Origin of the sequence: Thalassotalea agarivorans, assembly GCF_030295955.1 — a bacterium.
Classification (GTDB): Bacteria; Pseudomonadota; Gammaproteobacteria; order Enterobacterales; family Alteromonadaceae; genus Thalassotalea_D; species Thalassotalea_D agarivorans.
Genome location: NZ_AP027363.1, coordinates 1047803 through 1059341 on the forward strand (window position 1 = coordinate 1047803; position 11539 = coordinate 1059341).

The 11539-nt window shown below is 40.4% G+C and carries 13 protein-coding genes and 1 other RNA gene; 5 read left to right on the forward strand and 9 right to left on the reverse strand.

The genetic code is table 11. The features are described 5' to 3' along the window. Positions 1 to 27 precede the first annotated feature (27 nt). Both QUD85_RS04945 and QUD85_RS04950 read right to left on the reverse strand, forming a co-directional pair. On the reverse strand, positions 28 to 171 hold the full coding sequence (locus QUD85_RS04945) for a DUF2256 domain-containing protein (RefSeq protein ID WP_093327397.1): 144 nt from the start codon (positions 169 to 171) through the stop codon (positions 28 to 30). A 7-nt stretch (positions 172 to 178) separates the two neighbouring features. Continuing rightward, on the reverse strand, positions 179 to 1600 hold the full coding sequence (locus QUD85_RS04950) for a DASH family cryptochrome (protein ID WP_093327398.1): 1422 nt from the start codon (positions 1598 to 1600) through the stop codon (positions 179 to 181). Positions 1601 to 1825: 225 nt separating this feature from the next. Between QUD85_RS04950 and QUD85_RS04955 the strand changes: the two genes are divergently transcribed. Together QUD85_RS04955 and QUD85_RS04960 are read left to right on the forward strand one after the other, a co-directional pair. Next, the gene (locus tag QUD85_RS04955; protein ID WP_093327400.1) at positions 1826 to 2341 is read left to right on the forward strand and encodes a hypothetical protein; all 516 of its coding nucleotides are present in this window, start codon (positions 1826 to 1828) and stop codon (positions 2339 to 2341) included. Positions 2342 to 2622: 281 nt separating this feature from the next. Beyond that, complete coding sequence (locus QUD85_RS04960; RefSeq protein WP_093327402.1) at positions 2623 to 3468, forward strand: hypothetical protein; 846 nt, start codon at positions 2623 to 2625, stop codon at positions 3466 to 3468. Positions 3469 to 3588: 120 nt separating this feature from the next. Here QUD85_RS04960 and QUD85_RS04965 read toward each other — a convergent pair whose 3' ends face one another. From QUD85_RS04965 to smpB, 4 genes are all read right to left on the reverse strand, one after another. Then, positions 3589 to 3867, reverse strand: a complete 279-nt coding sequence (locus QUD85_RS04965; protein WP_143047907.1) for a hypothetical protein — start codon at positions 3865 to 3867, stop codon at positions 3589 to 3591. A 125-nt stretch (positions 3868 to 3992) separates the two neighbouring features. Next, a complete protein-coding gene (locus tag QUD85_RS04970) occupies positions 3993 to 4841 on the reverse strand; it encodes a hypothetical protein (RefSeq protein WP_093327405.1) in 849 nt (282 codons plus the stop codon). A 729-nt stretch (positions 4842 to 5570) separates the two neighbouring features. Then, positions 5571 to 5922, reverse strand: a transfer-messenger RNA (tmRNA) gene (gene ssrA, locus QUD85_RS04975). Between the two features lie 58 nt (positions 5923 to 5980). Continuing rightward, complete coding sequence (gene smpB, locus QUD85_RS04980) at positions 5981 to 6463, reverse strand: SsrA-binding protein SmpB (RefSeq protein ID WP_093327627.1); 483 nt, start codon at positions 6461 to 6463, stop codon at positions 5981 to 5983. 119 nt (positions 6464 to 6582) lie between these two features. Here smpB and QUD85_RS04985 point away from each other — a divergent pair, with 119 nt between their 5' ends. Both QUD85_RS04985 and QUD85_RS04990 read left to right on the forward strand, forming a co-directional pair. Continuing rightward, positions 6583 to 7026: a type II toxin-antitoxin system RatA family toxin gene (locus tag QUD85_RS04985; RefSeq protein ID WP_093327406.1), complete on the forward strand. Its 444-nt coding sequence runs from the start codon at positions 6583 to 6585 to the stop codon at positions 7024 to 7026. Further along, positions 7019 to 7357, forward strand: a complete 339-nt coding sequence (locus QUD85_RS04990) for an RnfH family protein (protein ID WP_093327408.1) — start codon at positions 7019 to 7021, stop codon at positions 7355 to 7357. The genes QUD85_RS04985 and QUD85_RS04990 overlap by 8 nt, the downstream gene beginning before the upstream one ends. Before the next feature lie 42 nt (positions 7358 to 7399). On the opposite strand, the gene QUD85_RS04995 is transcribed toward QUD85_RS04990, so the two are convergent. The 3 genes from QUD85_RS04995 to nadK form a co-directional block, all read right to left on the reverse strand. Further along, positions 7400 to 7747, reverse strand: coding sequence for an outer membrane protein assembly factor BamE (locus QUD85_RS04995; protein ID WP_093327410.1), 348 nt, complete (start codon positions 7745 to 7747; stop codon positions 7400 to 7402). 95 nt (positions 7748 to 7842) lie between these two features. Continuing rightward, positions 7843 to 9507 carry a DNA repair protein RecN gene (gene recN / locus QUD85_RS05000; protein WP_093327412.1) on the reverse strand — a complete coding sequence of 555 codons (1665 nt, stop codon included), beginning with the start codon at positions 9505 to 9507 and terminating at the stop codon, positions 7843 to 7845. Positions 9508 to 9644: 137 nt separating this feature from the next. Further along, positions 9645 to 10526 (reverse strand): NAD(+) kinase, encoded by an 882-nt coding sequence (nadK, locus tag QUD85_RS05005; protein WP_093327414.1) that lies wholly within the window; start codon positions 10524 to 10526, stop codon positions 9645 to 9647. A 269-nt stretch (positions 10527 to 10795) separates the two neighbouring features. Between nadK and grpE the strand changes: the two genes are divergently transcribed. Next, positions 10796 to 11392, forward strand: a complete 597-nt coding sequence (grpE, locus tag QUD85_RS05010) for a nucleotide exchange factor GrpE (protein ID WP_093327416.1) — start codon at positions 10796 to 10798, stop codon at positions 11390 to 11392. Positions 11393 to 11539 lie beyond the last annotated feature (147 nt).

Sequence of the window (11539 nt, forward strand, 5' to 3'; positions counted from 1 at the left end):
CAATTAACGCGAAACGCTAATCGTATTCTATGCACACGCTTTCTGGCGGCGGTTACTTGCGCAGCGTTTAGAACAATACTTGACCTGGGCCCAATCCCGAGCCCACTTTTTTCGCCAAGTAAATGGCCGTAAGCAAACAACGCAGACTTTACTTTCCTTAGGCTTGTTCATGGCAATGCTATGCTATTGGCCAATCAGCGGCATCGATAGAATCAAGCGCTGCCTGTTCATATTGTCCCTGCCATTTATTGATAAAAGCGTTATCAGGATCAAATATGCGTGTTTGCTTAGCAATATCAAAATGCCTACCACCGCGCGGATCAACGCCAACGCCTGCGATATATTGCCAATTCCCCCAATTACTTGCGGTGTCGTAGTCAATCAGCATTTCTTGAAAGTAGGCGGCGCCATAACGCCAATCAATACCAAGTTCGTTAACAAGACAGCTGGCGACAATTTGCCTACCTCTATTGGACATAAAGCCTGTCGTGTTGAGCTGATGCATACAGGCATTGACCAGTGGATAGGGCGTGTTTCCTGCGCACCATTTTTTGAAGCGCTCTGGGAAATAACTAGTCAAGGGCCCTTTTTTTGATAAGCCTTTAAAACGAAATAACTGGCTTTTAATATTGATGGCAAGCCACTGGAAATATTCGCGCCACAGTAATTCAAAATATATCCAATAGGTAGATTCATTTTCACCATAACAGGCTTCATAGTTTTTCAACCGTTGATAGATATCAGATGCTGCGACATTGCCCATACTTAAATAGGGGCTAAACAGTGTTGAGCTATCTTTGCCTTGCAGGGCGTTGCGTGTTTCTTTATAGGTTGACGCTGATTTAGATTCAAAATAGCGGCAAATGTGCACGTTTGCGGCGGTTTCACCCCCTTGTAAGTCACAACTGCCGTTGTGCTCTAAAAGCTCCGCACCTTGGATATTAAATGGTTGGCTAATGTCGAATCCTCGCGAACTTGGAAAAAAGTTAAGCAAGCATTGTTGCCACAATGCGCTTGGTGTAATCGTTTCAATAGTATGAGGTAATGAAACGCTATCAATCGCAGATAATGGGCTCGCTATTGGGAAAATACGTGGCTCAATGGCCTGCTTTTCGATGATGCGTCTAAATTTGCTAAAGCTTGGTGGCGACGCAAAAGGCAGTGCTTGTGCCTGTTCAAGTTGCTCTGGTGAAAATAAGGTATAGCTATGTGACTGTTCAATTGTCGTGCTATTTAACAGATGGGCTACTTTCGCCACGGCTTCCTGCTCATACAAACCGATTTGATGAGCGACATAGAGTGAATCGATGTGCATAGCGTTGCAAAGCGAGGCGATAACTTGTTCAGCAGGTCCCTCTATTATATGCAATTGATGCCCTTGCAATGCCAAGTTTTGCTGTAAATCGATGAGTGATTCAATCAGTAGGCGCAGGCGGTGAATACCAAGATAGCGCTGATTAAAATTGCGTTTATCAATCCACCTAGGATCGAATACATACACAAAACTCGCTTGCTCGCATTGCTCTGCTAGTGTGTGAAGCAATGGATTGTGTTGCACGCGCAAATCGTTGGTAAACCAATACAAACCTTTGTGGGACATGAAAGCTCCTAATGAAAAGGTAATATTGTTCTTACGATCTAGTGCCTGAGCTAGTTCACTTTAAAGCTTATCTAGCAGTCACAATTGAAATAGGCAAAAAATGTGAATGCTCTTGCTCTTCAGCAATCTCTAATTTTTATTTACAAATCGATAAAACTATTCTAGTTGAAGTTTTGCTGGTTGTTTTTTAACCTCTCTTCGATTTTTTTAAACAACTTAAAGCCAATGAACAGTCTAAAACATTTGATTGCTTTTGCTCTCATGATAGCCTTTTTGTCCGCTTGCCAATCTACTCAAAGTGGTAAGTACAGGTTACACAAAAGTGCGAAGCCCTCTGAAAATCCGAGTGAACATTATGTGCAAGTGGAGCACACCCCTACTAAGGTACTCAATCTGGAAGGTTATGAGATAACATCAGAGGAAGTGGATTCTATAGTTGCTTGGCGCTGTAAAGATTTTTATGAAGGTGGCGACACAGTTTTTGAAATTGGTTTTATCAAAAATTTTGAAATGGATACTGTTGGATACATTTTGTTGAGTGGTGAAACAGTGGCCAGCGCAGCGATTTATCAAAGGCATGGGATAAAACATCGCTGGGATTGGGGAGATGATAAACTAAACTACGCAGTTGTTTTGTCCCACAATGGTAAGGGTTTTTATTACGATTTTTCTACTGCCGATGAAAAAGGAATGAAAAGCAGCGCTGATGAGATATTTAAATGTTCCCAAATCAGCTTATGATGGATATTGTAAAAAAGGCGCTAAATAGCGCCTTTTTATTTTGGATTTGGTGGAGCGGGGGACATCTGAATTGATACTTTAACCTTTTGTTAATTAGGGTTTTTATTTTTCGTAATATTTGGTGGTACTACCTTTGGTACTTCAACTTCAAAACGTTGATAAAAAAACTCGTGCCTTAGATGTACCTGCCTAAAAATTAAATTGTAACTAAATTGTACGTTTTGATTGTTCTAGTCATTTGGAGTAATTTGTAATCACAATAAGGTAATCATTTTTTCAGAATGGCATTAGAAGATCATATACTTTTTGGCAACTACAAGAATACCGGCGAGAGCAAACAAGTCGAAGATGTAGCTAACGGTGAAAAATGTGAATGCTACTGTTTTTCCTGCGGTATGCCGCTGAGCGCACAACAAGGTACTAAAAATGTTTGGCATTTTAAACATGCAACGTATAAACCTGAATATGGTGCGAAAAAGGAGTGTATGTATTCTTTTGATGTTTCAGTATTGGCAATGGCCAAACAAATCATTTTGGAAAGCGAGTACTTAAAAACTCCCAACCAAATAATGTATACCCCAAGCGGCAAAGAGACAGTAGTAGCAGACAGAGGAAAGTTGGTTTTCGATTCTGTTGAAGTAAATGCTAAGTATCATAATCGTAATGTCGATGCGCTTATTCAAAGCTATGGAAAGGAAATAGCCGTCATATTTAAATGTCGGCATCGCGATAATTTATTAGCTGATTCAATATTACAGAATGGTGGTAGTGCTGTGCTAACCATCTCTCTTGAAGACGCTCGATATTGGCTAGATAAAGGAAACAACAAGGGGTTTAAGGAAACTTTAAGAGAACACATAATCGATGATTACTGGGAAAAGGATTGGGCCATGCACCCTCGTAGGTTTAATTACGAACAAGAAAATGGAATTAAGTTAACTTACAAACCAACTACTAGTAATTCTGCTATAAAATTAGGAAGTAATAGCGATTTAAATCAGATGCCAAGGGCCTCGTTTTTTGCGTGTACATCATGCGAAATAGAGTGGCTAGGTAGGGCTTTTTGTAGTTGGTGTAAATCAAAGGAGTATGTGAAGCCAATACCTCATTTAGGGTTTACTAAATAGTTTTGTTGTATAAGTCTGAACTTGATTGGTCGGTTGTTAATAATAGGTCTAAATCACACAATAAAGTTAATCGCATATTTGTTAAAGAGCCTATGACCACTGTGTGCCATTAGCTACCCGTTAGCACTCGCGTTGAGCCTCTTGTATATCTTGGGCCGTGATATGATTGCCCCAAGGATTTGAATCAATGCCTTTAGTTTGTATATTTTTAACCGCCGCCTGATAGATAACTGAAGTATAACGATTAAAGATATTTGGAAATATTTGTCCTGGGCTAGCCTTCCTAGTTAAGAACTCATTGTCCTGGGTTACAAAGCACTTAACCATCTTCCCTTCGTGCTCAACCTTGAAAAGCGCTCCGGTTCCTTTGTTAAATTGTAAGTCTTGTATTTTGCTCATGTTCATAGAAATTTAGCAGTTTATTATGTAGACGGCTTAGTAATTCCCGTTTGGGGGAAATCTGTACTTTCATGTTGCATACGTAACTACCGTTCGTAAATTAATATAATAGATTCGATGTAATTTTAACTGTTTTCTTGAACATATGTATCAGCGTGATTTATAAAGTCTTCATTTCCCCATGAGGCCGTGTATTTTTGAGAGAAATCTTGGTAACAACTTACTGCTTTTTGTGTTTCAAGCTTAAACTCAGAAACATAACAAACTTGGAAGTCTAAACCAGCAAATAGGCGATAAGATTCCACATATTCCTGATAAAAAGAATTCATCCTTTCATATCCATGATGTATACCCTGATATCTTAAATAAGCCATCACTATCTTTTCATCTTTCTTGTTTGCGTTATAGACAGATAAATACAATGCATCACCTTCGTTTTTTCTGCCTATAAATGCGAGCGAATTTGCGTATTGAGCGCCAGAAACATAGAGTGTGGGATGCTGAATATGTTGTTCTTCATCAAAGTATTTCTCGAAGATTTTTATCGATTCTTCATATTGGTAAATTGCCTCTAAGACACCTGCTAACAATAAAGGCATGCCGTTATAGTTAATCTGCTCTGAATCTTCCATTTTTTCATATAAAAATATTGCATGATTTACGTCATTTTTTACTTCTATAACCGCTTTTTTTTCTAGATCTGTAAAATGCCCCATCTTTTGATCTAATTCATACAACCTAATTTGAGAGCCTATCTTGTTGGCTTTAATTGCCATTTCCCTCGGGTGCAATTTAGATTGTTTGCTAATGTATGAATAAGCGGCTTCTATTCCTTTTGTTGAATATGTTTTTTGGAATTTTTGAAGAATTTTCGCTATAGCTTGTTTGTCTAACTTTTCTGTATTTTTGTCACCGCACGCTAACAAGACAAAAGTCATTAAAATTATCAATGTTGTTTTTATTACTTGTGCCATTTGCACTTTCCCTATTATTGTCTTTGGTTCCATTCGGCGCCGTTAGGATAATGGTATCCAACAGGCTCAATAGTTGGTGCATTGCTTCTTTCACCATCCAATTTTTCAACGCAATATGCTACATCATATAATCTAAAAAAACTCAAAAATTATAGGGTTACTGATCCTCAAACCATCTGGTAGAAGCAGATACTTAAATCCAAAATTTCCTAACCTTGTATCTAAAATAGCTTATTTTAAAGAGTATCAACCTAAGGGTATTCTTTATCACACAACGAGCCGTCCAACATAACCAATTCCCCATTGAGGGTTGCCGATAGTGTTTTTTGATGATCACGCATAAGTTCTTCATGGACGAAGAACAAGGTGAAATAGGACAGGGATGTGCTATTGAGACGGTGCGTCGACATCATTAAAAAACAATAACGGGGTCGTCAAACCGAGTTGGGGCGTGGGGGTACGTCCTAGGGGGGGCACGCAACACCCCTGGACTATTACTCCTTTAGGAGTGATAAATACATTCTAAGCAAAGCAAAAGTAGATTCCGTGTCAGGCACGCAATGACGTTTATTGGTTCTTGCAGAGTAGAATTCTAGGGAATTAGGTGGCAACCCTTGCGTGTCAAGCAATACCCCTGAATTATTGCTCATTTAGGAGTAATACAATCTTTGAGTATGAGAAATATTCCAAACAAAAAAGGCGCTAAAAAGCGCCTTTTTATTTTGGATTTGGTGGAGCGGGGGGGAGTTGAACCCCCGTCCGAAAAACCTACATCCTCGGTCCTACATGCTTAGTCGCTCTATTGTTTAACCAGTCAGTCGCCGAGCGACAGGCTACTTTCTGGTGAGTCTGATACTGTTTCGCGGTTCATCCTCAGACAAGATTCCCTCGCTAACCTTTATAATATGACCATCAACACCGCAAGTCTAAAGGTAAAACTTTGCGGGGATGGCTAGCATTAAGCTGCTAGTGCGAACGTTTCGTCGTTTGCAACTATAAGTTTGCGGCTTTTTACCAGGCCAACCGCCCCTGGGCATGCACCTTGGGTTTCGTGAATCCCGTCGAATCCTGAATCCGCCCCAAAGTAGATCGCATTTTACTGCGCTTTAATTGTTAAGACAATGAAAGTTAAAGCAAGTTTACCTTACTTTATGTTTCATTATACGCGCTTTATCGATATTCCACTCTCTATCTTTAATATCAGCGCGTTTATCATGTGCCTTCTTACCTTTACCAAGATAAAACTCTAATTTTACCCAGCAGGCTTTCCAGTACATGGCAGTTGCTATCAGTGAATAGCCATCACGCTCAACCGCGCCCACTAAACGATCAAGTTCTCTGCGATTAAGTAGCAGTTTTCTTGAGCGCACAGGGTCGCATACTACATGAGAGGATGCAGCATTAAGCGGTAAAATTTCACTACCCACTAGGTAAGCTTCACCATCTTTAATGTGTACATAACAATCAGAGATATTCACTTTACCACTGCGAATACTTTTGATTTCCCACCCTTGAAGGCTCATACCAGCTTCAAATTTATCGGATAGGGCGTAGTTATGTCGCGCTTTTTTGTTCAGCGCTATGGTGTTGCTATTTGACTGTTTGGATTTTTTCTTTGCCATAACGGGCGTCATTATACGTATTGCTCGACGTATTTAAAGTACAATTCAAATTTTATCTTTGTTTCAGCTTTGATATTATTGCCAAGATTAAAACAATATAGCAGTGTTTGCGGGGTTAAATGCCAGTAGTCAATCGAAGTTCGCTTGTAATGCACAGCGCAGAACAGATGTTCCAGCTGATAAATGATATTGCAGCGTACCCTGAATTTGTGCCAGATTGCCACGATAGCAAGGTACTAGAAAGCAGTGATTCACAAATGACGGCATCTTTATTAGTTGCCAAAGGCGGTATTAAAAAGTGGTTTACGACCAAAAATACCTTAGTGTCGAATGAATCGGTTGAAATGTCCTTGGTTGATGGGCCGTTTAAAAAGTTAACCGGTAAATGGCATTTAACTAAATTGTCAGACGAGGCCTGTAAAATAAACTTAGAATTGCAGTACGAGTTTTCAAGCAAAGTATTTGATCTTGCCTTTGGGAAAGCATTTAACCATATGGCCAATAACATGGTGCAAGCCTTTATAGCGCGTGCGAAGGATAAATTTGGGGGAGCCAATGGCTGAGCAGATTCACATTGAAGTGGTATATGGTACGCCGACAAAACAAGAGTTACTGTCATTATCGGTAGCGCAAGGTAGCACGGTGGAACAAGCGATTGAAGAATCAGGAATTGTTGATTTGTTTCCTGAAATTGATTTAGCCACTAATAAAGTAGGCATTTGGAATCGCAATGCCAAGTTAAGCGACGAAGTGGCAGATTACGATCGCATTGAAATATATCGCCCGTTAATTGCTGACCCTAAAGAGGTACGCAAACGCAGAGCGGAAAAAGCCAAAGCGGAAGGACGCGCGGATAAAGTAACCGGTGGCAGAGTAAACCCGCTGAAAAAGTAATAAAAAAGCGACCTGATGGTCGCTTTTTTGATTGGAACTTGTTTAGTTCACCATAGGAGTGTAAAAACTCTCGGGTAACTCATAATCGCCTTCGGCTTTTACTACACGGTCATTCTCAAAATAAACCGTAAATTTGCGCGAAATATTCAGATCTGAACTTTTACCTGATTTAAAGCGATACACATAATGCCACACGTCTGATGAAAACGGGTCTTCAACCACAGGCGTGCCAAGAACAAATTTAACTTGCTCTTTGGTCATCTGGATTTGTAACTTGTCGATGTCTCTTTGCTCAACAAAGTTTCCTTGTGGGATATCTCTTTTATAAACCCAACTTGAACAACCACTTAACGCCAACACTAAGGCGAGGGAAATACTTCTAACCAACATGAAACTTTATAAATCCTAAAATTATTGAAGTGCGATAATAACCAAGCAGCCCGTGATATACAAAACAATTTTACAAAATCGTTCAAATTCGGCTGCTAGCTTGCTAAAAGCTCTTCGGCATTAGCTAGGCTACTGTCTGTAATTGTATCGCCAGCCAACAAACGAGCAATTTCTTCGACACGATTTTGCGCATTAAGTTCCCTTACCGACGTTTCTGTGTGTTCACCGTCGGTTAGTTTAGCGACAAACAGTTGCTGGTGGCCTTTACTCGCTACCTGAGGCAGGTGAGTCACGCATATCACTTGCGTATGCTCGCCTAGTTGTTTTAGTTTTTTACCCACCATAGCAGCGGTTGGGCCGCTGATACCGACATCTACTTCATCAAAAATTAATGTTGGTGTGGTTACACGGCTAGCCAAGATAACTTGCATTGCTAGGCTAATACGCGACATTTCACCACCTGAAGCAACTTTATTCATTGCTTCTAGCGGCTGGCCAGGGTTTAAACTAACGTCAAATGAAATGGCGTCGGTGCCATATGGAGATGATTTCTCGCTTTCTGCATCATTTACTGCAACACAAAATTGGCCATGTTCCATATTCAATTCTTGCAAACTTGCGGTGATCAGTTTGCTTAATGTTTCTGCATGCTTTTTGCGACTTTGAGATAGGTTGTCACTTGCCGATATATATTGAGCCTTGCAGTCTTCTATTTCTTGATGCAATTGATCGAGCCTAGATTCGTCAGTATTAATACCTTCTAACTCCTTTAACAGGCCTGCATGAAATTGTGGTAAATCCACCGGCGCGATGCCGTGTTTTCTGCCTAATTCGATCGCCAGCGAATAACGTTGCTCTATGGTGTTAAAGGCTTGTGGATCGAGTTCGATACGATCGTGATGATTTCTAAGCTCGTTACTTGCTTCTTCAACCTGAATGATGGCGTCGTTAAGCATAGTGGAAATTTCTGCAAATTTAGGATCCAAATCAGCATATTTCTGGATACCCTCAATGCTTTTATTTAAGCCATCTAGTACGTTAAATTGTTCACCATCAGTTAGCATGTATAAAGACTGCAAACATTCATGTAGCAAATCCTGGGCGCTACTTTGTTTCTTGAAGTCTTGTTCCAGCTGTTCGAATTCATTGGGTTGTAAGTCAAATTCGTTTAGCTCATTCACTTGATATTCCAACAACTGCAACTTGGCATCCCGCTGGCTTTTACTTTCTTGTAAACGCTCTAATTCACTTTGGAGGTGATGTAAATTACGATGGTAGTAAGCCACTTGATCTACCAAAGGATAGTGATTGGCATAGTCATCGAGGATGCGGCGTTGCTCGCTAGATTTGGTAATCAATTGATGATCGTGCTGGCCATGTATATTGATTAACCATTGGCCTAAGTCTTTTAGTTGCGCTAGCGGTACCTGGCTGCCATTTATGTAGGCCTTGGAGCGTCCCTCTGCTGAAATAACGCGGCGTAAAATACACTCGTCGTCCATTAATAGGTCGTGATTATCTAACCAGTCAATCGCAGCTTGGTTATGTTTAATATCAAAGGTTGCAGCAAGGTCTGCTTTTTTCTCACCTGGGCGCACGGCATTAGTTGTGGCTCTTTCCCCTAAACATAGACCCAACGCATCTATCGCAATAGATTTACCTGCACCTGTTTCCCCGGTAATACTTGTCATTCCTTTTTGCCAGTCAATATCTAACTGGCGCACAATGGCAAAGTTTTGAATATTTAACTGTAATAGCATAATTAACCTGATAATCACTGTATGAAATTACAGTTAATTTATACAGGTTTTATACAGTAATCAAGTGTAAAACAAAAAAAGAATGTGAAAAAAATCGAGGTTAGCTGCTAAGCCTTTTCCAATAAAGGCTTAGCGTATTAATACAGTTTATTACCCCAACTGAGTTTATTTCTAAGGACGTTGAAATAGTTGTGATCTAGTGGGTGAACCAAGCGCAAGGTATTTGGGCTTTTCTTAATAATGACCTGATCGCCAGGCATTACAGCTAGAATCACATGACCGTCACAGCTCACTTGCAAATTTTCATAGTTTTCATTAGCTAGCACCAATTTTATTTCACTGTCGCCGTCTACAACAATAGGGCGAGAAGTTAATGTATGTGGAAACATTGGCACAAGTGATAATGCGTTAAGTTTTGGTGTAAGAATGGGGCCACCAGCAGACATCGAATAAGCCGTTGAACCTGTTGGCGTTGATACAATTAATCCGTCAGAGCGCTGGCTAAACATAAAGCTGCCATCGATATACACTTCAAATTCGATCATATTGGCCACTTTACCGGCATGCAATACCGCTTCATTTACCGCGCTGTTGGCACTTTTTAGTTTGCCATGGCGGTACACTTCCGCTTCGATTAAAAAGCGTTGTTCACTGCGCGACTTGCCAGCAAGAATGTGCTCTAACGGTTCTGTAATATTATCTGGCGCTAAGTCGGTCAAAAAACCTAAATTGCCTCGGTTAACACCAATAACGCCTATGTCGTAATTCGACAATACGCGCGCTGCGCCTAGCATGTAGCCGTCACCACCGACAACAATGGCCAAATCGGCTTTTTCGCCAATTTCGTTGAGTGTGCATACTTCAATATTGTCTATCGCTAATGAACGAGCGACGGTTGCCTCGGTTACCACGTTATAGTCCTGCTGCGTCAAATACTGATGCAACATTTCAATACTGGCTTTTGCGCCTTCGTGTTGGGGCTTACCAATTAAGCCGATGGTGTTATATAGCCTGCTCATATGATTTAGCGACTTGTTATTACATTGCGCTCAGTGTCGTACTTATCACCTTGTTTGTAAAGTATAAGTTAGCGGTAATAGCCGCCGATACATAGTGCTTTTCGGCACATGAATCGACTAAATGTGTAACTAACGCGATTAATTGCTATTAATGTGTAAAATTATCCTAGCAACTACTTGAATCATCTTTTTCAATCCCCATAATATGCAACATATGAGTTTTTAGGGTGTAAAACCGCCTACGCTAGTTATTATACGCGGAGTTTTTCATGACAGCTGAGTCAAACGAATCAATCAACAAAGAAGTAGAAGATCAGAACCAAGAAGAGGTATCTGTTGAAGAAGTAGCAACAGATGAAGCCGTTGAAGGTGAGGTCATTTCTGCTGAACAAGAAAAAATCAATGAACTTGAGCTTAAATTAGCCGCGGCTGAAGCAAAAGTTGCTGACCAAAAAGATAGCGTGGTGCGAGCTAAGGCTGAAGTTGAAAACATCCGTCGCCGCAGTGCACAGGACGTAGAAAAGGCGCGCAAGTTTGCATTAGAAAAGTTTGTTAACGAACTGCTCCCAGTAGTTGATAACCTAGAGCGCGCAATTGAAAGCTTTGATCGTGAAGATGAAGCACAAAAGCCATTACTTGAAGGTGTTGAATTAACGCTACAAAGTTTTATGTCGGGTTTAGAAAAGTTCGATATTCAGGAAATTAACCCGAAAGACGAAGCGTTCAACCCAGAATTGCATCAAGCAATGTCGATGCAAGAAATCCCTGGCGTAGCAGCAAATACCGTTGTTGCGGTAATGCAAAAAGGTTACAGCTTAAATGGTCGTTTAGTGCGCCCAGCAATGGTGATGGTAGCTAAAGGCTAGTCGCGATTTAAACGATAAGCATTTGAAGAAGCTGGCATTTGCCAGCTTTTTTTATGTCCAACTATAAATAAAAAGCTAATTTACATTAAAACTGTTAAAAATTAGTTAATTTTATATACTCAACTAAGTGATGCGTTTCAAGGTAAG

Coding starts and splice junctions, on each gene's coding strand:
- QUD85_RS04945 (WP_093327397.1), bottom strand. CDS start 171: ATGAACAAGCCTAAGGAAAGTAAAGTCTGCGTTGTTTGCTTACGGCCA.
- QUD85_RS04950 (WP_093327398.1), bottom strand. CDS start 1,600: ATGTCCCACAAAGGTTTGTATTGGTTTACCAACGATTTGCGCGTGCAA.
- QUD85_RS04955 (WP_093327400.1), top strand. CDS start 1,826: ATGAACAGTCTAAAACATTTGATTGCTTTTGCTCTCATGATAGCCTTT.
- QUD85_RS04960 (WP_093327402.1), top strand. CDS start 2,623: ATGGCATTAGAAGATCATATACTTTTTGGCAACTACAAGAATACCGGC.
- QUD85_RS04965 (WP_143047907.1), bottom strand. CDS start 3,867: ATGAGCAAAATACAAGACTTACAATTTAACAAAGGAACCGGAGCGCTT.
- QUD85_RS04970 (WP_093327405.1), bottom strand. CDS start 4,841: ATGGCACAAGTAATAAAAACAACATTGATAATTTTAATGACTTTTGTC.
- smpB (WP_093327627.1), bottom strand. CDS start 6,463: ATGGCAAAGAAAAAATCCAAACAGTCAAATAGCAACACCATAGCGCTG.
- QUD85_RS04985 (WP_093327406.1), top strand. CDS start 6,583: ATGCCAGTAGTCAATCGAAGTTCGCTTGTAATGCACAGCGCAGAACAG.
- QUD85_RS04990 (WP_093327408.1), top strand. CDS start 7,019: ATGGCTGAGCAGATTCACATTGAAGTGGTATATGGTACGCCGACAAAA.
- QUD85_RS04995 (WP_093327410.1), bottom strand. CDS start 7,747: ATGTTGGTTAGAAGTATTTCCCTCGCCTTAGTGTTGGCGTTAAGTGGT.
- recN (WP_093327412.1), bottom strand. CDS start 9,507: ATGCTATTACAGTTAAATATTCAAAACTTTGCCATTGTGCGCCAGTTA.
- nadK (WP_093327414.1), bottom strand. CDS start 10,526: ATGAGCAGGCTATATAACACCATCGGCTTAATTGGTAAGCCCCAACAC.
- grpE (WP_093327416.1), top strand. CDS start 10,796: ATGACAGCTGAGTCAAACGAATCAATCAACAAAGAAGTAGAAGATCAG.